The 22919-nt window shown below is 57.9% G+C and carries 23 protein-coding genes and 1 pseudogene; 11 read left to right on the top strand and 13 right to left on the bottom strand.

Annotation, left to right across the window (positions count from 1 at the left end; all coding sequences use genetic code 11):
- Positions 1-25 precede the first annotated feature (25 nt).
- Genes KDN35_RS14140 through KDN35_RS14150 form a run of 3 tightly spaced genes read right to left on the bottom strand, consistent with a single transcriptional unit; the run spans position 26 to position 3513 of the window.
- Positions 26-1417 carry a sensor histidine kinase gene (locus KDN35_RS14140; RefSeq protein WP_171566098.1) on the bottom strand — a complete coding sequence of 464 codons (1392 nt, stop codon included), beginning with the start codon at positions 1415-1417 and terminating at the stop codon, positions 26-28.
- Entirely contained in the window at positions 1404-2114 is a 711-nt protein-coding gene (locus KDN35_RS14145; protein ID WP_212133032.1) for a response regulator transcription factor, read from the bottom strand. Before KDN35_RS14145 ends, KDN35_RS14140 begins: the two co-directional genes overlap by 14 nt.
- A 37-nt stretch (positions 2115-2151) precedes the next feature.
- Entirely contained in the window at positions 2152-3513 is a 1362-nt protein-coding gene (locus KDN35_RS14150; protein WP_171566100.1) for a VCBS repeat-containing protein, read from the bottom strand.
- 271 nt (positions 3514-3784) lie between these two features.
- Here KDN35_RS14150 and KDN35_RS14155 point away from each other — a divergent pair, with 271 nt between their 5' ends.
- Positions 3785-4546: a hypothetical protein gene (locus KDN35_RS14155; protein WP_249179112.1), complete on the top strand. Its 762-nt coding sequence runs from the start codon at positions 3785-3787 to the stop codon at positions 4544-4546.
- Positions 4547-4558: 12 nt separating this feature from the next.
- Entirely contained in the window at positions 4559-4750 is a 192-nt protein-coding gene (locus KDN35_RS19950; protein WP_249179113.1) for a hypothetical protein, read from the top strand.
- An 87-nt stretch (positions 4751-4837) separates the two neighbouring features.
- On the opposite strand, the gene KDN35_RS14160 is transcribed toward KDN35_RS19950, so the two are convergent.
- The 4 genes from KDN35_RS14160 to KDN35_RS14175 form a co-directional block, all read right to left on the bottom strand.
- Entirely contained in the window at positions 4838-6265 is a 1428-nt protein-coding gene (locus KDN35_RS14160; protein ID WP_212133053.1) for a GntP family permease, read from the bottom strand.
- A gap of 26 nt (positions 6266-6291) precedes the next feature.
- Positions 6292-7434, bottom strand: a complete 1143-nt coding sequence (locus KDN35_RS14165) for a glycerate kinase (protein WP_212133033.1) — start codon at positions 7432-7434, stop codon at positions 6292-6294.
- Positions 7431-8300: a sugar diacid recognition domain-containing protein gene (locus KDN35_RS20110; protein WP_283092145.1), complete on the bottom strand. Its 870-nt coding sequence runs from the start codon at positions 8298-8300 to the stop codon at positions 7431-7433. The genes KDN35_RS14165 and KDN35_RS20110 overlap by 4 nt, the downstream gene beginning before the upstream one ends.
- Positions 8301-8412: 112 nt before the next feature.
- The gene (locus KDN35_RS14175; RefSeq protein ID WP_171566105.1) at positions 8413-9573 is read right to left on the bottom strand and encodes a CdaR family transcriptional regulator; all 1161 of its coding nucleotides are present in this window, start codon (positions 9571-9573) and stop codon (positions 8413-8415) included.
- A 229-nt stretch (positions 9574-9802) separates the two neighbouring features.
- On the opposite strand from KDN35_RS14175, the gene rpmG reads away from it, so the two are divergent.
- Entirely contained in the window at positions 9803-9952 is a 150-nt protein-coding gene (rpmG, locus tag KDN35_RS14180; protein WP_171566106.1) for a 50S ribosomal protein L33, read from the top strand.
- Positions 9953-10015: 63 nt separating this feature from the next.
- On the opposite strand, the gene KDN35_RS14185 is transcribed toward rpmG, so the two are convergent.
- Positions 10016-11182, bottom strand: a complete 1167-nt coding sequence (locus KDN35_RS14185) for a cation:proton antiporter (RefSeq protein WP_212133034.1) — start codon at positions 11180-11182, stop codon at positions 10016-10018.
- Between the two features lie 464 nt (positions 11183-11646).
- Here KDN35_RS14185 and KDN35_RS14190 point away from each other — a divergent pair, with 464 nt between their 5' ends.
- From KDN35_RS14190 to KDN35_RS14200, 3 genes and pseudogenes are all read left to right on the top strand, one after another.
- Positions 11647-12408, top strand: coding sequence for an ANT(4')-I family aminoglycoside nucleotidyltransferase (locus tag KDN35_RS14190; protein ID WP_212133035.1), 762 nt, complete (start codon positions 11647-11649; stop codon positions 12406-12408).
- A gap of 98 nt (positions 12409-12506) precedes the next feature.
- Positions 12507-12830, top strand: a pseudogene (locus KDN35_RS14195) (DUF2500 domain-containing protein); the annotation flags it as partial.
- Between the two features lie 63 nt (positions 12831-12893).
- Positions 12894-13244, top strand: coding sequence for a cupin domain-containing protein (locus KDN35_RS14200; protein WP_212133054.1), 351 nt, complete (start codon positions 12894-12896; stop codon positions 13242-13244).
- Between the two features lie 144 nt (positions 13245-13388).
- Here the strand turns inward: KDN35_RS14200 and KDN35_RS20115 are convergent, their stop codons facing one another.
- The 3 genes from KDN35_RS20115 to KDN35_RS14210 all read right to left on the bottom strand — a co-directional run bounded on the left by KDN35_RS20115 (position 13389) and on the right by KDN35_RS14210 (position 14476).
- Positions 13389-13523, bottom strand: coding sequence for a hypothetical protein (locus KDN35_RS20115; protein WP_268255215.1), 135 nt, complete (start codon positions 13521-13523; stop codon positions 13389-13391).
- Positions 13524-13561: 38 nt separating this feature from the next.
- Positions 13562-13843: a hypothetical protein gene (locus KDN35_RS14205; protein WP_212133036.1), complete on the bottom strand. Its 282-nt coding sequence runs from the start codon at positions 13841-13843 to the stop codon at positions 13562-13564.
- 219 nt (positions 13844-14062) lie between these two features.
- Positions 14063-14476: an Lrp/AsnC family transcriptional regulator gene (locus tag KDN35_RS14210; protein ID WP_212133037.1), complete on the bottom strand. Its 414-nt coding sequence runs from the start codon at positions 14474-14476 to the stop codon at positions 14063-14065.
- A 118-nt stretch (positions 14477-14594) separates the two neighbouring features.
- Here KDN35_RS14210 and KDN35_RS14215 point away from each other — a divergent pair, with 118 nt between their 5' ends.
- From KDN35_RS14215 to clpP, 5 genes are all read left to right on the top strand, one after another.
- Positions 14595-15365 carry an MBL fold metallo-hydrolase gene (locus KDN35_RS14215; protein ID WP_212133038.1) on the top strand — a complete coding sequence of 257 codons (771 nt, stop codon included), beginning with the start codon at positions 14595-14597 and terminating at the stop codon, positions 15363-15365.
- Positions 15366-15892: 527 nt separating this feature from the next.
- Positions 15893-17179 (top strand): S8 family peptidase, encoded by a 1287-nt coding sequence (locus KDN35_RS14220; RefSeq protein WP_171566113.1) that lies wholly within the window; start codon positions 15893-15895, stop codon positions 17177-17179.
- Positions 17180-17446: 267 nt separating this feature from the next.
- On the top strand, positions 17447-18040 hold the full coding sequence (locus KDN35_RS14225; protein WP_171566115.1) for a winged helix-turn-helix domain-containing protein: 594 nt from the start codon (positions 17447-17449) through the stop codon (positions 18038-18040).
- Positions 18040-18282 (top strand): hypothetical protein, encoded by a 243-nt coding sequence (locus KDN35_RS14230; protein WP_212133039.1) that lies wholly within the window; start codon positions 18040-18042, stop codon positions 18280-18282. Before KDN35_RS14225 ends, KDN35_RS14230 begins: the two co-directional genes overlap by 1 nt.
- A 94-nt stretch (positions 18283-18376) precedes the next feature.
- Positions 18377-18958 carry an ATP-dependent Clp endopeptidase proteolytic subunit ClpP gene (gene clpP / locus KDN35_RS14235; protein ID WP_212133040.1) on the top strand — a complete coding sequence of 194 codons (582 nt, stop codon included), beginning with the start codon at positions 18377-18379 and terminating at the stop codon, positions 18956-18958.
- A gap of 73 nt (positions 18959-19031) precedes the next feature.
- Here clpP and KDN35_RS14240 read toward each other — a convergent pair whose 3' ends face one another.
- Positions 19032-19595 (bottom strand): hypothetical protein, encoded by a 564-nt coding sequence (locus KDN35_RS14240; RefSeq protein ID WP_212133041.1) that lies wholly within the window; start codon positions 19593-19595, stop codon positions 19032-19034.
- 176 nt (positions 19596-19771) lie between these two features.
- Complete coding sequence (locus KDN35_RS20120; protein ID WP_349290986.1) at positions 19772-22891, bottom strand: S8 family serine peptidase; 3120 nt, start codon at positions 22889-22891, stop codon at positions 19772-19774.
- Between the last annotated feature and the right edge of the window lie 28 nt (positions 22892-22919).

The raw sequence follows: 22919 nt of genomic DNA on the forward strand, positions 1-22919 counted from the left end.
GTGGTCATCCTGAGGGAGCTGGGCGTCATTTCGTTGTCAGCGGCAGTTCGACAGTTACCGTGGTTCCGCTACCGAGCCGGCTGTCGACGTGGAAATGGCCGCCGTGGAGTTGGACGATTTCCTGGCAGATGGAGAGGCCCAGGCCGCTGCCGGCCTGTTTGGACCGCCCCTTGAAAAACTTCTCCGTGATGTGGGGCAGGTCTTCCGGGTCGATGCCTTCGCCCGTGTCCGTTACGGCGATGACCGCCCATCTCCCGGTCTCCTCCGCCGTTACGGTGATCGTCCCGCCACTGGGGGTAAACTTGAAGGCATTGTCCAGCAAGTTGACAAAGACCTGCTTCAGCCGGTTGACGTCACCTGTAACCGGCAGGGGGGCATCCGGCACGACAACCTGCAGCCCTACACCCTTGTCGTGCGAGCGGACAGCGAACTGCACCCGGACGTCTTCCAGCACGTCGCGCAGGTCCAGCCGCTCCCGCGACAGTTTCAGCTCGCCCGACTGAAACTTTGAGAAATCCAGCAATTCTTCCACCAAGCCGATCAGTCGATCTGTTTCCTTGGCGATCACTTCCAGGCCAAGCCTTGTTTCTTCCGGATCGTTCAGCCCGCCGGAAAGGAGCGTCTCTCCCCAGCCCTTGATCGAGGTGAGCGGCGTTCGCAGTTCGTGGGAGACGGAGGAGATGAAGTCGTTTTTCAGTTTTTCGTTCTTGCCGATCTCCTCGGCCATGTAGTTAAACGTCTCCGCCAGCGTGCCCACCTCGTCGTCGTAGCGCTTGGCCGCCCGGACGGAAAAATTGCCCGTCGCCATTTGCGTAGCCGCTCGGGTCAGCTCCAGTATCGGGTCGACCATGCGCTTGGCTGTCACCAGGCTCAGGCCAAAGGCAAACAGTACGACGACGGCCCCGACGCCTGCGCCGTACATCGCAATCTTGTAGACGGCTGCGTACAGCGGTTCAGCGGAAATGGTGTAGCGCAAGACACCGACCGTTTCCCCCAGGTAGGTAAGCCGGTTGGAGACGGCGATGACCCGCTCCGGTGTCTGCGGTGACTTGCCGACGTAGATGCCCGTCGTGTTTGTCAGGGCTTCCTTCACGTCGGGCGTGTCAATCACCTCGGCGGTTTGAAATCCGTAGGAGTTGAGCAGCACTTTTCCCCCGGTGTCCAGCACTTCCACCTTGGCAGTTTCCCCGTTTGAAACATTCTCCAAAATATAGCGGGCCTTTTCTTTCAGCCCGTACGTGCCTGCATACTTGTTGATAAAGGTGGTGAACGTAGTGGCCCGCGTGACCAGCGTTTCGGTGGCGGTGCCGAAGTAATAGGTATGCACCGCCCAGTAGAACAACCCTTCCAACACCAGCACGATCAACAACAGGATGAACCCGAAGTGGATGATCAGTCTGGCCCTAATCCCTCTCATTGTTCGTTTCCTTTCGCCATAAATAACCATAGCCCCAAACCGTTTCCACGTATTTGGGGTGGGCGGGGTCTTCTTCGATTTTTTGGCGGATGCGGCGAATGTTCACGTCGACCACTTTCAGGTCGCCGACGAAAAACTGACCCCAGACCTTGGTGAGAATCTCGTCGCGGCTGATCGCCTTGTTCGCGTTTTCCGCAAGCAGCTTGATGATGGCAAATTCTTTCGGGGTCAGCACGATCTCCTGACTGCCTTTCAAGAGCTTTCGCTCGTCCAGAAGCAGCGTGAACGGATGGATGTCGATGAGGCGTTTTGCCTCGTCAGGAGCGGGGAGGGAGTAGAGCCGGCGGTGCAGCGCCTTGACGCGCGCCAGCAACTCCGCCGGACTGAAAGGTTTTACCACGTAATCGTCCGCCCCAAACTCCAGGCCCATCACCTTGTCTCGCTCCTGGCTCTTGGCCGTCAGCATGATAATGCCGAGCCGGGGGAACTTCTGGCGCAGGTGCCCGCATACCGTAAAGCCGTCGATCCCCGGCAGCATCACGTCGAGAATCGCGATCTCGATGTCCGGCTGGTTTTCGGCGATTTCCAGCGCTTCTTCCCCGCTGGCCGCTTCCACCACTTCACAGCCTGCCCGTTTCAGGTTAATGCGGACAAAGTCGCGAATCGACTTCTCGTCTTCCAGCAACAACACTTTCATCGTCTCTACTCCTTGCTCCTGCGGGTAAGATAATCGGTTACATCGGCATTTTCAGCGGACGGAACAACTGACGGATTTCGTCTGCTGTCAGCAGCATGGCATTGTACTCACGCAGGGCGGCACCGCTCAACCCGCTGGCTTCCTGCGGCTGAATCGCCACTACCACCTGTTGTCCCTGCTCCGTCAGCACGATATACGGCGTTTGCTTTTCCTTCAGGGACGCTTCGACCTTTGTCCAATCCTTCTGCGGGACAGCCTGCAGGGTGAGCAGCGTCGCCTTTTCCTTGCCTCCCTGGCCGTAATAGAGCAGGCGCACGGGAGGATTGGCAGAGTCGCGGTCTACTTCAATGGTGTACTTGTCCTTCCATCTGGCGGGAATGAGGAAATCCGTGCCGATGCCGTACGACTGATAGTGGTCCTCGACGTGGCGCAGGCCGGCCGCTCCGTCCCACTGGTAATAGGAAGCGATCCACGGAATTTCCACCATGGCAAGATCGTCGGTGCCCGGCGGCTGGGTGTGAATGCCGATTTCAACAATGCCGTCGTTGTTGATGTCTTCACTGGGCAATACATAGGGTTTAAAGGTCATAGAGATGTCACCGTCCGCCTTGGTCAGCGGACGCACCAGCTTGCCGTCTTGCCAGACCAACAACTCGGTCATGCCGGAGTGTGCTCCGATGCCCGCGTCGACAAAGATCGCCGACTGGGTCGGTGTCGCCTTCCCGATCGTCGCCTGTTCATAGCCGTTTACCCCTCCCTCCAGGGGCAGTTCGGCCAGCTTGTCCAACTGTCCGTCCTTGATACCGTACACCTCTGCTTTGGACGTCAGCTTGTCGTGGTCGTGCGAGATCAGTGCCAGCTCCGCTTTCTTGTCACCGGTGAGATCGCCGACGGCCATGGCTGCGTACGATTGCTTCAACAGCTCACGCATCTGTTCCTGCTGCCAGGAGTAGATGGACAGTTCCTTGTTCAGCCCTTCACCGCCGCCCCAGCCGATCAGCATCTCTGGGACGTTGTCGCCCGTAACGTCGACAAACTGGACGTAGTCCAATTCGCTGCCGATTCCGGTCAAGGACGCTGTCTTTTTCCATTTTCCCTCTTTTTGACTGAGGACAAGCACGCCAATTTCGTAATCCGTTTTTTCCGTTTTGTAAAACGCGATCAAATCGGGATTGCCGTCACCGGTCAGGTCCTGCAGGTTGACCGCGCTGGCCTCTTCAGGGTGAAGCGGCACCGTCAGCTGTGAGCCGGGCGGCAAAAACTGCATAACCGTTTGGTTGATCGATTGTTGGTTGGCATCTGCCAACGGCGCCCGCATCAATGCATTTGGCGTGTCGTTCAGGCCGCAGGCACTAGTGAAAACAGCGAGAGCGGTTGGCAACAGCCACGATTTTTTCATGGTGGTTTCGTTCCTTTCTATGCAGTGTTGGCAAATCTGCCCTTATTGTAGCCGGATTGGAAGGAAAAAGAGTTGCAAACCGGTGACATTGATCCACTGCCGAGGGTGAAAAAGGTACATGCCGAATTGCAACAATTTGGCAACTGCCACCGTTTATGAAAACAGAGTCAGCTCATTGACGGATTAGAGAAACTGACTGTTCTGCAATCTGTTTTTACAGACGGCAGGATGCCAAACACATCAGCAGGGATGACAAAGGGAGGAAGAAGTGATGAAAGCGTGGTGCAAGACCGTATCGGCCGTGCTTTGCGGCGGTGCGATTCTCTTGGCGCCGGGACCGAATGTGGAGCCGGTTCATGCGAAGGCGGTGAATCCGCAAGCGTTTGCCACCGTGGTGCGCATTCAGCCTGAGCACTCGATTACGTTTGGGATAACATTTGTAGATGGATTTCGGGCACAGGTGACAAGCAGCCATCTCAAAGGCGTCACCACCGTTGACGTGAGTCCCAACAAGGACGGATATGTGAGGTACGGTGTCTACCAGGCCAACGGCAAGCTGCGCAAACCGATCAAAGGCTTTGCCGAAAAGCTGGTCCAATTGGTCCCGTACTACGAGGCGGACGGGAGTATCCGCTATCTCGGCCGCCAGGTCCTGTATGGCGTGGACGGGTACGACCGGATCGCCGTGGCCACCAGCGTCTGGACACTGGTCAACCAGAAACCGCAGCTCGTCGGACTCACCATCGACAAAGGCGATTGGGACAACTTGCCGTCCCCCGAAGTGGACGTCAACACAGGATTTAGCATGGACAATGACAGCACCTTTGTGCTGGACACCAGGTACGCCGATGTGACGGGGGATGGAGTGCGCGACCACGTGCTGCTGGTGGGGCACAAAATGGGCGCGTCCATGAACCTGCTGGCCGACAATCTGCGTCTCGTCGTCCGCGAGGGGAAAACCAACCAGCAGACGTATGCATCCGTAGGCCAATGGGATCGGGCGTATCTGCCGAAACTGCACATCGGCCGCTAAAATCAGGACAGCGTGAACGACATTTTGATCACCATGCCAACGGAAACGGGAAAGGTCTACAGCGTGATGACGTGGAAAGACAACCGCCCGGCGGCGCTGATCGACCAGCAGACGGTGAACAATCCGGCCGTCTACCAGCCTGTCATCGGTCGTTACGGAGAAGCGATCGGCCTCCAGAAGGTGACGCCGAAGAAACAGAAATGACAGCAGGCGCACCCTGAGGCTGTGTCTGCAAACGAACATCCCTCTCTTTCCTGCGGGAGAAGAGAGGGATGTTTGTTGTGGCAAAGATTACAGGAAAATGATTCCCAAAATGGATACCACCACGATGCCGACCAAGCCTTGAACCAGCGTGGCCATGGTTTGGGCACGGTAGGCGGTGGACAGGCTCATTTTGGAGAACTGGGTGACCACCCAGAAATAGGAGTCGTTCACGTGGCTGACCACCATGGCACCACAGCCGATGGCCATGACCGTCAGCATCTGCCCGATGGGAACAGTGCCCATCATCGCATCCAGGCCCAGGGATGGCAGGAGCGGCAGCATGATTGTTGAGGTAATGACCAATGAGGCGGTTGAGCTGCCCTGAGCCGTTTTGAGGACGGCGGCGATCAGGAAGGTGATGATCAGCGCGCCCACGCCGACAAAGGCGACATTGCCGTCGATCAGCGTCTTCACGTAATCGGCGATGGGAGTAGCCTTGATGACCGCGCCGAGCGATCCGCCCGCACCGGTAATCATGATGATGACAGCAGCGTCCAGCAGGCCCTCGCCCATCCACTTGGTCAGCGTTTCCTCATTGCGTTGTGGCAATAGTCCAAAAATAGCGAAGAGCAAACCGATAAACAGCGCGTTCACGGGGGCGCCCAGGAAGGTGAGAAGTGTGTTGGCAAAGCCGGTGATCAGCACTTCATTGTTGCCTTGGGCATCGACTCCCACCGGGAAGTTGGCAAACGAACCGAGGGCCAGCAGGACAATCGGAACCACGATTGGCGCAAACGAGGCGAAGGCAGATGGCAGTTGGCCGAAACGGGCTTTGAACTCTTCAAAGCTTTCCACAGCCTCATCCAGTTCCACCGGGAGCTTGGCCGCCACTTTGCGGGCCCAGATGTGTCCGGCGAGCGCGACCGGGATGGAGACGAAAAGACCGATGACGATTACCCAGAACAGGCCGTCCGGTCCAATGCCGACGTTGGTCGCGGCGGCGATGGGACCCGGTGTCGGCGGCACCAGTGTATGGGTGGCGTACAGGCCGGTGGACAGAGCGACTGCCAGGGTAACGACGCTAACGCCTGTCTTTTTCGCCAGCGATTTTTTCAGGGACGACAAAATGACGTATCCGGAATCGCAAAAGACCGGGATGGAGACGATCCAACCGATGATCGACATGGCCAACGCCGGATGGCGGTCGCCCAGGAGGCGCAGCACCACTTCCGCCATTTTGACGGCGGCACCGGAGTTTTCCAGGATTTTGCCGATCATTGTTCCGAAGATGATGACCAGACCGATGCTGGTGATGATGCTGCCGAATCCGCCGGCAATCTCTTTGCCGATGTCGGCGATAATCGGTTCCTCGACACCGCTGAGGGAGCCGACAAAGTTGGTCGCCAATGCGAAAAGATATGTGCTGGAAATGATGGATAAGAACGGATGGAGCTTCCACTTGGCGGTCGCGTAGACGATGAAGACAATCGCCAGCAGCAGAAGAAGCAAAATGATTGGTCCCAACTGAATAACTTCAGGACTCATGACAATCCTCCCTTGGTTGCGAATATGCGCGTGAGTTGTTCGGCTGCCTGTTCCAGCAGTCCGGCGGTTTGCGCCATTGCCTGTTCCAGCGTCATTGGCTTGTTGATGATGCTGGCTACTGCGGTGACGCCATGCTTGTACAGCGCCTCGATCCCAGTGCCGATGGAACCCGCCAGGACGATGACGGGAATCCCGCGCTGCTGCGCCAACTTTGCCACCCCACAGGGTGTTTTGCCCTGTGCCGTCTGATGGTCGACCTGCCCTTCGCCGGTAAACACCAGATCGGCGCCTTCCATCGCTTCGGCCAGCCGGGTGGTTTCACTGACAATCTGGATGCCGGACTTCAGCTCGCCGTTCAGAAAGGCGAGGAGGGCGCCTGCCACGCCACCAGCCGCACCGGTCCCCGGCAGGTCGTGGATGGCGATGCCGCGGGTTTGTTCAATTACATCCGCAAAATGGCGCAGGTTGTCGTCCAGGAGTTTGACCATCTCGGGCGTGGCTCCCTTTTGCGGGCCAAATACATGGGAAGCGCCGTTTGGACCGACAAACGGGTTGTCCACGTCACAGGCGATGGTAAACACGCATTCTGACAGCCGTGGATCGGCACTGCTCGAATCGATTCGCTCCAGTTTATGAAGTTCACCTCCTCCAAAGGCGAGCGGCTGGCCGTCCCCGTCCAGCAGGGCGAACCCGAGCGCCTGCAGCATGCCGGCCCCGCCGTCGTTGGTAGCGCTGCCGCCGATCCCCAGAATAAAGCGGCGGCAGCCCAGGTCCAACCCGGCCTTGATCAATTGGCCGAACCCGTAGGTGGTGGTCACGAGCGGATTGCGCTCGGACGCGTCGATCAGGTAGAGACCCGAAGCGGCTGCCATCTCGATGACGCACGTTTTCCCGTCTCCGAGAATCCCGAACTCCGCCGTGATCTGTCGACCGAGGGGATTTTTGACCGTGGCCTGCAAAATCTTGCCGCCGGTGGCGTCCACCAGGCACTGAAGGGTGCCTTCACCGCCGTCGGCCATCGGCTTGATGACGATGTCGCTGTCCGGCAGCGCTTTGCGCACGCCTGCCGCGATGGCATCTCCCACCTGTTTGGCGGTAAGGCTTCCTTTAAACGAATCAGGTGCGATGACAATCTTCATGCTGTTCCTCCCTTGGCCAGGGTTTCCATCATCTGTTCAATGTCGTCCACGTATTTGACCAGCGCCTGCAGCGCGATGGATTGTTCCTGTGCCTTGTCGTCGTTTGCTTTGGCCTGTTCGCTGATGCTGCCGAATGTGACGTGCACCTGGCGAAGAATCTCCTGAATCTGCTTGACAGTGTTTTGGCAGACAGATGCCAGTTTGCGAACTTCGGTGGCGACGACCTGAAAGCCTCTGCCCGCTTCGCCGGCCCGCGCGGCTTCGATGGCGGCGTTTAAGCCGATCAGGTTGCTGTGGTCGGCGATTTCCTTGATCATCTTTAGCGCGTCCGTGATCTGTTTGATCTGTTCTTCGCCATTGGTCACCACCTGCAGGGCGTTTCGGCTGGCTGCGGCAAAGTCTTCGGAACTGGCGGAAATCTGTTGAATCGTGGCCGCCATGTTGTGCAGGTGTTCGTACACCTGCTGGGAGGCCTTCTGCTGTTCCGTGATCTGTTCGCGGTTTTTCAGCCACAGTACGACGGTCCGGGCGGCGACGCGGACGATCGGCAGCATCTCGTCCGGATTGCCGGACATGCCGATCACGCCGATGCGCTTGCCGTTGTACACGATCGGCAGGTTGGAGCCTGGACGCACGCCCTCCAGTTGGCGTGCCTGCTCTTCCGTCACCAGGGCTTCGTCAATCAAGCCGAGCATGATCTTTTTGGCGGCCTCGTGAACGGTGCCAATGCGTTCCGGGCGCGTGGAGGAAAGAATCACACCTCCCTCACCCATGATGTTGATGTGCTGACCGGTCTCCTCGTGCAAAATTTGTACAATTTCGTCGAAAAAACCATCCTGTAAAAACGAATCAGTATTCATAGTCATTCCTCTCATGTTTGTCTGATGTTACCATTTACTATACAAGAATTGGGAAGGCGATTACATTTTGCAAAACCACCAAAAAAGCGTGTCGAATGCTGTCAGATTTCTGTGAGAATTATCCAGTTTGGGAGAGGCGGTGCAGTTCCAGCGCCAGCTTGATTTTGGCCGCTTCGGCAAAGCGGCGTGGATTGCGTCCCAGCATCTCCTCAATCCGGTCCAACCTGTACAGGAGCGTGTTGCGATGGATGTTGAGCGCTTGAGCCGCTGCCGTCAGGTTGAGATCGGCGGAAAACAGAGCGTGCAGCGTTTCCAACAGTTCGTCGTGTTTGACGAGATCCTTGAGAACGTCACGGACCACCACCTGCCGGGTGGCGGGGGGTGTTTCGAGCAGCAGCAGTTCCAGCGTCATGTCGTCAATATGGCCGATTGCCCCCTTGGCGGGGAAGCGTTCCAGCACCTGCAGGGCCTGCATGGCCTCCTTGAACGACAGTTCCAGCTCATAGACGTCCTCATAGCCGCGCCCCATTGCGATCAGCAGGCGGCTGCGCAGGGAGGCGGGGGCTGCTTCCAGCAGTTTGTGGGCGGCCTCGTGCAAATACTGCCTGATCTGCTCTTTGCTGCGGAGACCGCTCAAGTCAGTGACGACGATCCAGCAGTTCCGCTTTGTCACGGAGACGCAGACCTGATCGGAATTGCGGAAGCAGGCGGCAACCTTGCGGGGGAAGCTGCGGTCAGCATGCCATTCATCTCCGTCCTTCAAGCCGGTTGCCTGGATGATCACGACCGAGCGGGGACGGGACAAATCCAGACCGAGCAGGGCACCGCGGGACATTACCACTTCGCGCGCAGGGTCCAGCGTCCCGGAAATCATCTCCTGCACCAGAAAATTGACGGAGCGCTCCGCCATTTCCATCTGTTCCGTCAGATACGCCTGCTGCAGCATCATTTCCGTCATCATCTTGACCGCTTTGCCAAACGGAACCACTTCCTGCGGGGCGCCGGATATGCCGATCACGCCGACAATCTCCTGCTGAAAGCGAATGGGCATGTTGATGCCGGGCTTTGTTCCCGTCCATTTTTGGCAATCTTCTTCGCCGAGGAGCATTTCCTCCCCGGTGGCAATCACCTGGCGGGCTGCCTGGTGAAAGGTTTGGATGCGCGATGGATCGCTGGAACTGATGATGACGCCGTCCTTATCCATGACATTGATGTTCAGGTTGGTCACTTCCATTGTGCGTTTGACAATCCGGTCGGCGAGGGATTGAGTCAATTTCATCTTCCGCGGGCTCCTTCCGCTGGACATAGAGTATGGGTCTATTCATTGTATCGGGTAAGGATTCCCACACGTTTTAGATCGGAAAGATTACGTTTTGTTTTGACGAACAGTTTGCCATTGGGGTAGAATACTGGATAAATCGTATTCGTTACGATTTACAGGTGCGTAAGGAGTTGCAAGACATGGCTGATCAAGGCAGGCCGAAAAACACAAGAGGGAGGAACAAACCATGCGCGTAACAGTGACACTGCAGTGCACGGAGACGGGAGACCGCAACTACATCACGACGAAAAACAAGCGAAACACCCCGGAGCGGCTGGAGCTGATGAAGTATTCGCCGCGGCTGAAGCGGCGGACGGTGCATCGGGAAACGAAGTAGAACGAATCGCGTCATTGACCAAAAAAATTGGCCGGGACTGCTGTCCCGGCTTTCGGCGGCGGATTACGCTTCTCGTCTCAACACGGGGCGTTCCGCCGCCAGCTTTTGTTGGGTGAAAAACAGCTTCATCAGCGGCGGCGTCACCAATGTCGTCACGAGAACGACGACGATGACGGCGGCAAACATGTCTTCGGCCAGCAACCCGGTTTCCAGTCCGATGGAGGCGATGATCAGCGCCACTTCCCCGCGGGACACCATCGCCGCGCCGATGCCCAGGGAGCTGCCCCAGGTAAAACCAGACAGCTTCGCGCCGAGCGCGCCGCCGACCAGTTTGGTCAGGATTGCAAGGATGCTGAGGCCGGCAATCAGGCCGAGATGTTCGCCAATGCCCGCAAATGACGCCGTGACCCCGATGGAGGTGAAGAACACCGGGACAAACACCGAATAGCTGAGCGTTTCCACTTTTTCACACATCTTCTGCTTGTACGGGGTCATGCTGATGGCCACGCCGGCGATATAGGAGCCAATGATGGCGGCGACTCCCGCATAGTCGGCCAGGAAGGCGAACGTGAAGCAAATGATCAGTCCGGCGGATACGACAGACTCGGTTACCTGCAGCGGAGCAAACCGCTTCAGCACCCAAGGCACCACTTTCCAGGAGAGCAGCAAGGCGACGGCAAAAAACACCGCTTTTTTCACAACCACCATGCCGAGATTGACATCGCCGCCGGTAAAGCTCATCACAAACGCCAGGGCGAGGATGACCAGTACGTCGTCAATGACTGCGGCACCCAGGATGGTTGCTCCTTCTCTTGACTGCAGCCTGCCCATCTCTTTGAGAGCCTGCACGGAAATGCTGACGCTGGTGGCGGAAAGCAACAGGCCGAGGAAGACCGCTTCCAGCGGAGACATGCCGACGGCGGCGCCCGCCAGATACCCCAGTGTCAACGGTGCCAGGATGCCGGCCACGCCGACGAATGTGGAGGCTTTTCCCGTCCGCTTGAACTCGTCGAGATCGGTTTCCAGCCCCGCGATGAACATCAGCAGAATGACACCAATCTGGCTGATTTCCTTGAGAATTTCCGAATCGTTGACCACCCCGAGCACCGTAGGCCCGAGCACGATGCCAATCAGCAGCTTGCCCAGTACGGAGGGCTGCCCCAAGCGGACGCTAATGTCCCCCGCAATCTTGGAAGCAAGCAGAATCATCGCCAGTTCAAAGACAATCATGGACACTCCCCCTTTGATGTGTTGCAACGGATGCGAATGAAAAAAGAGCCTGCCACCTCGATTTCCCCGCCTTTTTCGTAAAAAAGGCAATAGGAAACCCAGGTGACAGGCTCCTCCATTCAAATCGCATATTCACGTTTACGCATATCCATCATAACCGTTAATTCCTGAAAAGTCAATAAAGAATGACTCCGGCCTGTTCTGACTCGGCAGCCGGACGGGCAGCCTGTGCCGCAGGGGAAGAACCGGGGGGCGTTTGAGAGGTTTGTCTTTTTCCGGGATTTTCCGGATAATGGATTCGGAATGGTTTTTCCTTTTTGGGAAAATGGCGGAAATGATCACACAGTCCGGGAGGTTGGTGGCATGCACGCCAAAACAGTCCCCCGTTGATGCCGCGGCCCTCCTGTCTGTTTGTGTACGGCTTTTTCGAAACGCTTCGTACCAAACAAAAGGAGTGAACCCACATGAATGGACCAATGCCAATGACGAGAAAAGAGCGTGCGCGCCTGGCGCACGAGATCGCCGAACGGGCGCTGTCCGTCCACGGAGAGAACATCAAGGCGATCGGCATCTACGGCTCAGCGGCACGGGAAACGGACGGCCCGTTTTCCGATCTGGAGATGTTCTGCGTTCTGCGCTCTTCGGGTCAGGACGATGACTGCGAATGGGCCGTCGGGGCGTGGAAAGCGGAGGTGAACTTTCTGAGCGAGGACGTGATGCTGCGGGATGCGGCGTCCGTCGATGGCCTGTGGCCGCTCACGCACGGAAAGTATTTCGCTGTGCGGAGCCTTTATGATCCGGAAGCGTTTTTCGCCGAACTGCGCAGCGTGGCGGAATCGCCTGACAGGGATGATTTTCGCCGTGCGGTTTGCGGCGTGATCACAGGCGAACTGTACGAATTGGCCGGCAAGTGGAGAAATGTCAGGGTCCAGGGGCCCTGCACGTTTTTGCCGACGCTGGCAATCGAAACGGCCACGTACGGCGCCATGCTTGTCGGCCTGCATCATCGCCGGTGCTTTTCCACCAGGGCGCTCGTCCTGACCGAAGCGCTGGGGATGTCTGACCGCCCTGCCGGTTTCGACGCGCTGTGCCGGTTGGTGATGGCCGGGGATTTATCGAAGCCCGACGCGATCCTGAGCACCTGCGAAAGCTTCTGGGACGGGGTCATTGAGTGGGCCGTCCGAAACGGGTATGACTGCATGGAGAACAGGCGGATTCCCTTCTGAATCGCGGGAAAGATCGAAACATTTTTTTCCTCCTGGCGTATAACAGGGTAGCGTGATGGACAGGAGGGTGGAGCGTGTTTTTCGATGCGAGTTTTTCCATGCCGGGAGAACCCTTGTGGTTTACGCTGGCGCCCGGTTTGATCTTTGGGGTAATCATCGTGCTGATCGGGACGGCTCTGGTCAGAGGCGTGGTCACGTGGATGTCCAACAACACCGCGCCGGTCCGCAGCGTTCCTGCCAGGGTGTTGGGGAAGCGGACAAAAACCTGGGGAGGGGCCGGCGATTCAAGCGTTCATACGTCGTATTACGTGGCGTTTGAGCTGGACAGCGGGGAACGGCTGGAGTTTCGTGTAAACGGGCCGGAGTACGGGCTGATAGCCGATAACGAAGAAGGCATTCTCACGTATCAGGGCACGCGGTTCAAAGGGTTTCAACCCCAGCCCCGTGCGAAGTCGACCCCTCGCCAATCCGGGCAGTCAGGCGGTATGCCGCTGAAAAAAATATCCAAGGGGAGTGCGGAGCACTACGTCTGGGGGGAGCGCTGTGACGGCTGGCATCTGGTCAAGGGGAGCGACCTGAGTGTGATCCACGAGCGGATGCCGGCGGGAACGGCGGAAGTCCGTCATTACCATGAGCGGTCGCGGCAGTTTTTCTTTGTGCTGTCCGGGACAGCGGTGCTGGAAGTGGACGGCGTCTCGTGGGAGCTGCATCCCCACGAAGGCATGGAAGTGCCGCCGGGCGTGCCGCACCAGATGAAAAATGAAAGCGGGGCGGAGACGGAATTTCTCGTCATCTCCCAGCCGACGTCGCGGGGAGATCGCGTGCCGGCGGATTGACGGCGAGGGGGAACAAGGGAACCGGCCGGCATTGATCACACGCGCCGCCAGCGCACGGGAGACCTGCGCCCGGCTGTCGCGACAGTTAGAAAAACCCTGGCCGTTTGCCGTTCGGCCAGGGTTTTGTCATACATGCTGCGGTTGTCATTTCCACGGCAGGTACTCGGACATCTGCGCAAACGCGTCCGCCAGCGCGTAGAGGCTCTCCGCGGTCTGATAGGCTAACAGCGGCAGACTGAAGCAAACCAACAGAGCTTCTCCGATGTACTTGGCGATCATGCACCGTCACGCTCCTTTTTCGATTCTGATTCTTCTGCTCAGAGCGAAAAGCGGAGTGCGGATGCATCCGAGTCGCCGTCTTCGCACCGTACGCGCCGATGCAGCCGGATGCGCTGCGTCTGCCTTACCGCCATCGGATACGTCTCGACCAAGCAAAGATTAATGGAAGGTTCGTAGCTGTCGTTTTTACGCCAGCCAATGGTCACGCTCTGCGAGCGCTGCAACCGCCGTATGTACATTACGGACGGGAAGCAGCCCGCAAACAGGGCAAGCAAGGCGAAGAAATCATCCAGCGAAAGCAGCAAAAGCGCTTCTTCCATCGGCGATTTCCCCCCTTTCTTGACGTCTGCAAGAACCTGGGTTCCTGGCATCCCTCATTGTAAACCCGTTGGGCGGAAGCGGGCAACCGGAAAAAATTCTCGAAGTGCAATTCCGGTACAAAGCTGGAGGAGAGGCTCAGGCCGAACCCGATCGATGGCGCCATCGCCATAAGGATGATCGGTCAGTTCAGAAATGGTCGGATGATGGGCGGGACGTGCCTATTTCAGCCGGCCGATCGACAGACTCAGCCGGTAGTTGCCGTACGCCAGGATGTCGTCCAACAGCGCGTTGAGGGCCGTCTGATCGGGGACGCGGACGAGCAGCGAATAACAGCCTTCCCCGCTGACGCGATGAGCTTCAACGATCTCGGGGCGGCCCCTGACGAAGCGTTCGAACTGTCCGTGATCCGTCGTTTTCATCAGGAGCGTGACGATCGCGGTGAGGGAGGGGCCCAGTTTGGCAGGATCGACAACGGCCGTATATCCGCGGATGACGCCCATGTCCTCCATCCGCCGAATGCGGTTGCCCACGGCTTGGCCGGTCAGATGCACCTGTTCGCCGATTTCTTTCCACGACAAGCGGGCGTTTTCGCGCAGCAGGGCGAGGATGTGCAAGTCGGTTTGATCGAGCATGAGGCAGTCTCCTTTCAACCTGAAAGCGCAGAAGGATGAATCTTTTCACAGCGTTAACGATAACCCGATTATAATGGACTCACCTGTATCCATTATAATGGCAAAGGAGCGAACCTGTATGGAAATCCAGCTTGTCCGACACGCCACGCTGCGCGTGACATACGCCAACCGGACGCTGCTTGTCGATCCGATGCTGAGCCGGGCGGGCGAACTCGCGGCCACTCCCAACACGCCCAACCAGCGGCCCAATCCGCTTGTAGAGCTGCCCGTACCGGCGGAAAGCGTGATTGTTTGGATTGATGCCGTCCTGGTGACACACATCCATCGCGATCATTTTGACCAAGCGGCTGCCGACTTGCTGCCCAAGGAGATTCCGGTTTTTTGCCAGCCGCAGGATCGGGAGCGGCTGACGGAGTGCGGATTTTTAAATGTTACGCCGGTGGAGGATGAGATCGTCTGGGAAGGAATCCGCCTCGGGCGGACGGGCGGCCGGCACGGCACCGGGGACATCGGTGAGAAGATGGGGCCTGTCTCCGGATTTGTGCTGCGTGCGGAGGGGGAACCGTGCCTCTACCTGGCCGGCGACACGATCTGGTGTGAAGAGGTGGAGCGGGCCGCCGCCGACCATCGGCCGGAAGTGGCGGTGGTCTTTGCCGGAGCTGCCCAATTCGTAACCGGCGGTCCCATCACGATGACCGCTGAGGACGTCGTTTGCCTGGCCGGCGCCTGCCCGTCCGCTCGGATCGTCGTCGCCCATATGGAAGCGTGGAATCACTGTCTGCTGAGCCGCTCCGAACTGCGCGCTCACCTGCGGGAGCGAGAGCTGGACGGCCGGGTGCTGGTGCCGGAAGACGGCGAAGTGATGCGGTTTGACAAAACACTCCCTTAAAGAGGGGAGTGTCAGCGTGTAGACAAAGTCCGTGGCGCATGGGTGATCGGGCCCGCTCGCTCTCTTGACGACCAGCAAAGTAGTGGATATTGTTCGCTACAAAACGCGACGCGGGCAGGGGACAAACATCTGGGCATTTCGACGAAGTGAGACTTGTGTCCCCTGTATTCCCCGCGTCTAGCGTTTTTCCGCTGTGCAGGTCGTCAAAGGAGCTCGCTTGGCCCATCACTCCATGCCGTGTACTTTTTCTCCACCTTCGGTTTGATTAATCTGCAGGCCTTTCGGCCTGACAACGATGAAAGATGGTTTTACATTCGGAACTTCGATCAAAAAAATACAGTTTGTCATCAGTCTGACACTCCCTTGAAGAGGGGAGTGTTTTTGTTTTTGGATGACGGTTTTTCGAGGGGGAGAAAATTTAGAAGAAATTGCAAAAATAACTAAAATTGGTAATTGATATAAATTTCGGAATTATGTATAATTGAGCCACAGATACCAATTATAACCAAATTTAGGAGGGCGATTGTATGAGGAGGCAAAGGAAAAAGCTGTTGGGAGGCATGGTGTTGTCAGCAGCATTGGTACTGTCCGCGTTTTCAGGAGGTGCAGGGGCTGTTGATGAAAGCACAAACACAAGTTCAAGTTCGGACAAGCTTCGGGTGCTGATTCAGCCGGATAAAAGCGTGAGGTCGCTGAAGGCAAGCCTGAAGAGACAGCTTGGAGAGCGGCACGACTTTGACGACCTGGGCTTTACCACCGAAGTGACGGAAGAAGAACTGAAGAAATTGACGTCGGACAAGTCCTTGAAAGTTACGCTGGTCAACACGCTGTCGATTGCCGAGTTCCAGGAGGAGGGGCGCGTCGAGGCAATGGCGACTCCTTCCGACCGAACGCCTTGGGGGATCGAAGCAATTTATCGGAATTCGTCGATCCAATCCACCAGCGGCGGCAAAGGGATTCGCGTAGCCGTCCTGGATACCGGCGCCTATACCGCGCATCCTGACCTGTCGGCCAATGTGGAGCAGTGCTACAACTTCACTACGAGTTCGCCTGTCGTGAATGGTTGCGCAGATGGCAACGGACATGGGACCCACGTTGCGGGTACCATCCTCGCCAACGGAGGAGGAGGCAGCGGCATTTACGGCGTCGCTCCGGAGGCCAAGCTGTGGGCGTATAAAGTGCTGAGTGACGGGGGCAGCGGGTATGCGGATGATATCGCCTACGCGATCCGCTACGCCGCTGATCAAGGCGTCAGCAAAGGGGTAAAAGTGGTGATTTCCATGTCGCTTGGCTCCTCCGCGAAGGATTCGTTGATTGCCAATGCCGTGACCTATGCCCAGCAGCGAGGAGCGCTGGTGGTAGCGGCAGCCGGTAATTCCGGTCCTTCCGCCAATACGATCGGCTATCCGGGAGGGTTGAAGGACGCAGTAGCAGTAGCCGCTCTGGAAAATGTACAGCAAAACGGCACGTATCGTGTGGCTGACTTCTCTTCCCGGGGTAATCCGTCAACGGCCGGCGATTACGTGATTCAGGAGCGGGATGTGGAAGTATCCGCGCCGGGACGGTCGGTCGAATCGACGTGGCCCAATGGCGGATACAACACCATCAGCGGTACGTCCATGGCAACGCCGCATATCTCCGGATTGGCAGCCAAAATCTGGGCGTCGAATCCGACATGGAGCAATAACGATGTCCGTGCGGAGCTGCAAAAACGCGCGAAAGCAAATGACATCAAGGGAGGCATCAGCGCGGGGACAGGCGATGACATTGCTTCCGGCTTCGGATTCCCGACCGTCCAGGCTGGTGATCAATAAGCAAAGAAAATCAGCTGCCTGATCTGATGCGAAAAAAAGCCTGCACAACATGGGTCAACAGGCAGGACTCCCCGGCACAGTATAAGTCTGTGCCGGGGTTTTTTGTTCAGCAGCCGATGTCTTCCGAGTTCCGATACAGCTGATGCCGCACGCTGCAGCGCCCGACAACGGGCTTTTTTGTTTGGGTGCAATTCCACCATTTGACAATGGGGCGCTTACGTAATAAAATGTTTTTACGTGAATGAATCCTTTTCTGAGGTGTTCAATGTGGAACAGGAAGTGTTGGAAACATACGTGGTCGAGACGCCGGAGCAGGCGATGGCCCTGCTCAACCCGCTTCGCGCAGAAATCCTGAGCCGGCTTGTCGAGCCTGCCTCCGCCGCCGAGGTGGCCCGCGGCATCAACGAAATCCCGCAGCGGGTCAACTACCATCTCAAGGCGCTGGAAAAAGTGGGCCTGGTGCGCCGGGTCGGCACCCGGAATGTCCGCAATCTGGTCGAAGTCCTGTACCAGGCGATCGCGCGGACGTACGTCCTGTCAGAGACGCTGAACTGGCCGAAGGAAACCGTTCAGCGCATCAAAGACCAAGGCTCCTTGTCGCACCTGGTCACCATGGCGGAGCGGATCAAGCGGGACTCGCTGCTCTTGATGGAGCGGTCCGACCGGGATGACGAGATTCCCAGCGCCACGCTGGACACCAGTATCCGGCTGGCCGGCCCGGAACAGCGAAGCGCCTTTGTCCGTGAATACGTGGAACTGGTCAACCGACTGGTGGAGAAGTACCAGTCAGCAGACGGGGAGGACAGCTATAAGGTGGTGCTGGCCGTCTACCCGCAGCTTTCACAAGGAGGAGAAGAATGATGAGACCGCAGGCAAAACCGCAATCTGTCGTCGTGTGGGAAACGGGCGCCGAACGGAACGGCAGTGTCGTTTCCCTGCCCGCGCACAAAGTCGGGGAGATAGGCAGGACACAGGAGGCCACGGTCACCCGATGGACGGTGGGGCCGGAAGAACGGCCGGCCACCGTGACCGTTGTCTCATCCGGCTTTGGCGAGGAAAAAGCAGCCGCTCCGCAAGCTGTGCTCATGCGTTTGGCGGCATAGCGGAGGCTTGCCCGGGCCGACTGGGGAAAGTGCATCTGCCGTCTGTCGCCGCAGCCCATCGCCATTCATTCAAGTCCGTAAAGGGGGCATTCTGATGAATCTCGTACCGGTTGTCGTGGAACAGACGAATTACGGAGAGAGATCGTATGACATTTACTCCCGCCTGTTGAAAGACCGGATTGTTTTTCTCGGCAGCGCCATTGACGATCAAGTGGCGAACACCGTCGTCGCCCAGTTGCTGTTTCTCGCAGCAGAGGACCCGGACAAGGACATCCACCTCTACATCAACTCTCCGGGCGGTTCGGTCACGGCCGGGATGGCCATCTTCGACACGATGCAGTTCATCAAGCCGGACGTTTCCACCATCTGCGTCGGTCTGGCCGCGTCCATGGGCGCTCTGCTGCTGGTGGCCGGTGCCCCGGGCAAACGCTACGCCCTGCCCAACGCGGAGATGATGATTCACCAGCCGTGGGGCGGCAGCCAGGGGCAGGCGAGCGACATCAAGATCCAGGCGGAGCGCATTTTGCAGCAGCGCCGCATGCTGTACCGCATCATTTCCGAACGCACCGGACAGCCGCTGGAAAAGATCGAGCGCGACGCAGACCGCGACTTTTTCCTGTCTGCCGAAGAGGCCAAGGCGTACGGCCTGATCGACAAGGTCATCGAACGGCTGTAACGGAGGGGGAACCGGAATAAACCTGCTGGTGTTGGGCGGAACGCTGGAGGGAATGGGAGCACTGCGGCCCGGATCAGAGGGGTGTCGCGAGAGGACGATCCAGCTGCACTTTCACGTTGCTTCCGTTCACTTCCACGTATCCGTTCGGGAGGGGAATCCGGCGGTTTACCTTTTGCCCGATCAGCTCCTGGATGGCCGAGACCGCTTGGGCGGACGGGGCGAATGCATTCACGGCCTCGCAGACGGTCTGCACGCTTTGGGGATAGCTGATCTCGGCGGTCAAAAACACGGTGGCGCGCTGCTCTTCAAACTGAACATATCCCGAGATCGCCTTTTCTTTGGAAAAGAGAATGCGGTTATCCTTTACGTCCAGAACAAAATCGGAAGCGAGCATGAATTGCTGGAAGGGAGACGGGGTGTGACGCAGCAGGGTCTGCACGTCATCTCCGCCCCCGAGCAAGAGCGTCCCGATCAGCAGCGCTTTTCCGCTGATCAGGCCGGCGAAATACCGTTTTGAGAGCGCCCGTTTCGCCTTTTTGTACATGGAGCGCAGCATGGCGCGGACGGAGAAGACGATCAAGCCGAGTGCGATCAACAGCAGGATCATGGATGTAGTGTCTTGCGGCAGCAGAAACATGAACGACCTCTCCCTGTTGATGGATTCAGCGAAACATACGTTCCTATTGTACCGGGTTTGCCCTGTCATGGGAATACAATCATGCGCGGCATGTGAAAATGAAAACAGGGACCGCCTCTTCCTCCCGTGGGAGAAAGGGCTGTCCCTGTTTGCTTATGGACGTGGAAGGCAGGGGATTACTCCTGCCCCTTCAATGTAACTTTGACCTTCACCGTTTCCTGCTCGTCCGGATTTTCTTTGGAGGAAATGGTGACGTAGAGCGTGACCGTTTCGCTTTCCGTTTCCGGAAGGGCCACGAGAATGCCATCGTTATCAATCAGCTCTGGCTTGGAGCTTTTGGTGACTGCGTAGGTGACGTCCTCGGATTCAGTCGGCAGCGCCAGGACTGCTTCCCCGATCGTCTCCGTGTTGACGATGTCCGCCTGGAACGCAGCTGCGGTCTCTTTCAGGCTGCTGCGAGCCTCTGACGCGGCTGACTCGTCGAACACCGGCTCTTTTACCCGCAGGGCTTTCCACAGCTCATAGATGTCCAGCACTTGTCCGGTTTCCGGATCGATGACGTAGGCGACGAGGCGCAGCTTGTACTTGCCAGGCGGCAGCATCCTCGGCACCAGCGAACCGGTGACGTACGTGCCGTCAATGTTGGAGATGGTAAACGGCCCCGGTTCAAATGGTTCGAAGTCGTTGAAGCGGACAGCCATCGTACCGATGTACGTGTCGTCCAGGCTCCACGCCTCCAGTTCGATCAGGTTGACTCCGGTCGCCTGGAGCTCTGCCTCTACGGTAATGGTGTCATCCTTGCCATCCCCGTCGGGAGAGAGGGTGGAGCTGGAGAGTTTCATGTCGGCCAGACCGAAGTGGGTGTCCTCCGGTTTTTCGCCGACGTGGACGACGAACGGCACATGCAGGTCCGGGTACCTCTCGTCCCTGCTCCTCAGCACCACTTCCCCTTCGTACACGCCTTCCTCGGCGTCTTTGTCGGGTGCGAGGCTGAGCGTAAACTTGGTCCGTTTCTTCGCTTTGGCGGAAATCGTATCGCTGGACAGCTTCACCTTGATGTCGCGGACGTCAGGTGTTTCTTTCGGATGCCACGGGTCGGTGGTAACGGCGGTGTGCATGATCACTTCGGCATCGTAGGTGACGTCCACTCTTGACGTGTTTTTCAGCTGCAGGGTCTTGGTGACCGGTGCGCTGCCCGGTTTCATCAGGCCAAAGCTGGTATTGGCGGTGTAATTGTTGATCGTCTCCGGCTCATAGTCTTCGTTGAGGATGGTCACCGGCTCCAATACTTGCAGCACGGCCGGGGTCTTCATTGCGGCCAGACCGTTAACGCGCCCGGCTCCCTGGGAGTAAACATCATACAGGGTGCCCTCCTCGTCGTAGAGGCGTTCCGCCGTATTGGCGAGCGCTGCTTTGACCTCAAACGGGGTCCACTCCGGATGGGCCTGCTTCAACAGCAGCGCCAGGCCGGCCACGTGCGGCGTCGCCATGCTGGTGCCGTTGAAGCGGGCGTACGCCTTGTCGTACTGGGCGCCTTCAATCAGCTTGCCCCAGGCGGGTACGCTGGAGAGGATGGAGACGCCAGGAGCGGTGACGTCCGGCTTGATGGCGTAGTTGTCGCCCATGACCGGACCGCGCGAACTGAATCCGGCCACCTTGTCGCCGGGATCGTTGGTGGTCGGGTAGTCGCCGGAGAAGGTAAACGTCAGGGTCTGGGCCTTTTCCGGATCGCTCAGCAGTTCCTTGGCCAGCGCTCGGCCTTCCACCCCTCTCATGTCAAAGGTGGGAATCCCCTCCATTTGATCGCCCAGGATGGTGTCGATGTAATCCCCGCGTTCCTGTGGCGGGAGATCCAGGTCGGCCAGTCCGTCGCCGTCCTTGTCGTTGCCGTTGAAGATGACGATGGCGGCTGCGCCGGCTTTCTTGGCGTTGAGAATCTTGTCCGTAAATGCAAGCGTGCCGCGGGAGACAAGCGCTACCTTGCCCTTTACGTCTACATTGGCAAAGTCCTGAGCGGAACCCAGGTTGGCGTACACGACCGGCAGCGGATCGGTGCCGATCAGATCACGGAAGTTGTTTTGATTAATCTGCCATGCCATCACGTGGAAGTTGTAGGTGTCGCCAAAAGACGACGTGGCAGAGGCGTCGTACAGCACGCTTGGCGGTGTCACTGCGCCTACCGTGATGGGCAGTTTGGCTCCGGCCGGCGAACCAGCCGTATAGTAGTAGCGGCCCGGCTCGTCTTGTGCCGAGTTGCCGTTGGCGATGACGGTGATCACGCCTGCCCGCATGGCGTTGTTCACCGCGATCGAATCGGGGGAGTCGGCGTTCTTTTCCATGGCGGCACCGAGCGACAGGTTGATGACGTCCATGCCGTCTCTCACTGCTTTTTCGATGCCGTCGATTACCTGCGCGGAACTGCCGCCGTCACGGCCCAATACGCGGTACACGTAGAGGTCGGCTGCGTAGGCAACCCCTTTTACCTGTACGTCGGAATCCTTGTTTTTTGCCCGGCCGACGATGGTGCCGGCGACGTGCGTGCCGTGGGATGAGCCTTCGTACCCCGTTCCCCTGCGGTCGTCATCGGGGGAGATGGGCGCTTCCTCGTAGGGGTCCTTGTCGTTGTCAAACGAATCGTAGCCGCCTTTGTAGGCATCCTTCAGGTCTGGATGCAGGTAGTCGACACCGGTGTCGATCACCCCGACCTTCAATCCTCTGCCGTCCAGCCCCTCTTTCCACATGTCGAGGACACCGATCTGCTTCAGCGGAGCGATGTCGTATTTGTACGAACCGCTATCGGCCGTTTCCACATCGGGGACGGAGTAGGTGGTGTTTTCATAGACAGCCTGAACCTGGGGCAGTTCTGCCAGTTTGGGAATCTCGTTGGCCGGCAGGGTCAGCTCCATGCCGTTGAATACGAGGGAAAACTGGCGCTCTACGTCAAGGTCGATGTTCTTTTTCCGCGCTTCTTTCAGGAAAGAAGAGTGTTCCCGTGCGACCCGGCTCTCCTGTGAACTGGTCGAGCGGGAGCCGCGGCGGTATTCCTGCGATACGGCCGCCGGTTCCGATTTGAACTGGACGATGACGCTCACCTTTTTGTCGGATTTCGTGTTGAGACGGGGAGAGATTTTGGCTGTCCGGGTCCCTTCAGTGACGACTGCGTTGGTGATGCTGTTCAGCTTGGACAGTTCCTGTCTGCTCAGCTTCTCTGAGGCGTACACGTTGTACGGCAGGGACGTGAGCAGCAGGACAGCTGCGAGAGAGAGCGAGGCAACGGTTTTGCTCGTTTTTTTCACACTTTCTCCTCCTACCAAAAAATAAAAA

The sequence above is a fragment of the Brevibacillus sp. NL20B1 genome (assembly GCF_018195675.1).
Lineage (GTDB): Bacteria > Bacillota > Bacilli > Brevibacillales > Brevibacillaceae > Brevibacillus > Brevibacillus aydinogluensis.

Bases quoted from the DNA above. Each gene is read 5' to 3' on its own strand.
- KDN35_RS14140 (WP_171566098.1), bottom strand. From the start codon at position 1,417: ATGAGAGGGATTAGGGCCAGACTGATCATCCACTTCGGGTTCATCCTG.
- KDN35_RS14145 (WP_212133032.1), bottom strand. From the start codon at position 2,114: ATGAAAGTGTTGTTGCTGGAAGACGAGAAGTCGATTCGCGACTTTGTC.
- KDN35_RS14150 (WP_171566100.1), bottom strand. From the start codon at position 3,513: ATGAAAAAATCGTGGCTGTTGCCAACCGCTCTCGCTGTTTTCACTAGT.
- KDN35_RS14155 (WP_249179112.1), top strand. From the start codon at position 3,785: ATGAAAGCGTGGTGCAAGACCGTATCGGCCGTGCTTTGCGGCGGTGCG.
- KDN35_RS14165 (WP_212133033.1), bottom strand. From the start codon at position 7,434: ATGAAGATTGTCATCGCACCTGATTCGTTTAAAGGAAGCCTTACCGCC.
- KDN35_RS20110 (WP_283092145.1), bottom strand. From the start codon at position 8,300: ATGACTATGAATACTGATTCGTTTTTACAGGATGGTTTTTTCGACGAA.
- KDN35_RS14175 (WP_171566105.1), bottom strand. From the start codon at position 9,573: ATGAAATTGACTCAATCCCTCGCCGACCGGATTGTCAAACGCACAATG.
- rpmG (WP_171566106.1), top strand. From the start codon at position 9,803: ATGCGCGTAACAGTGACACTGCAGTGCACGGAGACGGGAGACCGCAAC.
- KDN35_RS14185 (WP_212133034.1), bottom strand. From the start codon at position 11,182: ATGATTGTCTTTGAACTGGCGATGATTCTGCTTGCTTCCAAGATTGCG.
- KDN35_RS14190 (WP_212133035.1), top strand. From the start codon at position 11,647: ATGAATGGACCAATGCCAATGACGAGAAAAGAGCGTGCGCGCCTGGCG.
- KDN35_RS14200 (WP_212133054.1), top strand. From the start codon at position 12,894: ATGCCGCTGAAAAAAATATCCAAGGGGAGTGCGGAGCACTACGTCTGG.
- KDN35_RS20115 (WP_268255215.1), bottom strand. From the start codon at position 13,523: ATGATCGCCAAGTACATCGGAGAAGCTCTGTTGGTTTGCTTCAGTCTG.
- KDN35_RS14205 (WP_212133036.1), bottom strand. From the start codon at position 13,843: ATGGAAGAAGCGCTTTTGCTGCTTTCGCTGGATGATTTCTTCGCCTTG.
- KDN35_RS14210 (WP_212133037.1), bottom strand. From the start codon at position 14,476: ATGCTCGATCAAACCGACTTGCACATCCTCGCCCTGCTGCGCGAAAAC.
- KDN35_RS14215 (WP_212133038.1), top strand. From the start codon at position 14,595: ATGGAAATCCAGCTTGTCCGACACGCCACGCTGCGCGTGACATACGCC.
- KDN35_RS14220 (WP_171566113.1), top strand. From the start codon at position 15,893: ATGAGGAGGCAAAGGAAAAAGCTGTTGGGAGGCATGGTGTTGTCAGCA.
- KDN35_RS14230 (WP_212133039.1), top strand. From the start codon at position 18,040: ATGAGACCGCAGGCAAAACCGCAATCTGTCGTCGTGTGGGAAACGGGC.
- clpP (WP_212133040.1), top strand. From the start codon at position 18,377: ATGAATCTCGTACCGGTTGTCGTGGAACAGACGAATTACGGAGAGAGA.
- KDN35_RS14240 (WP_212133041.1), bottom strand. From the start codon at position 19,595: ATGTTTCTGCTGCCGCAAGACACTACATCCATGATCCTGCTGTTGATC.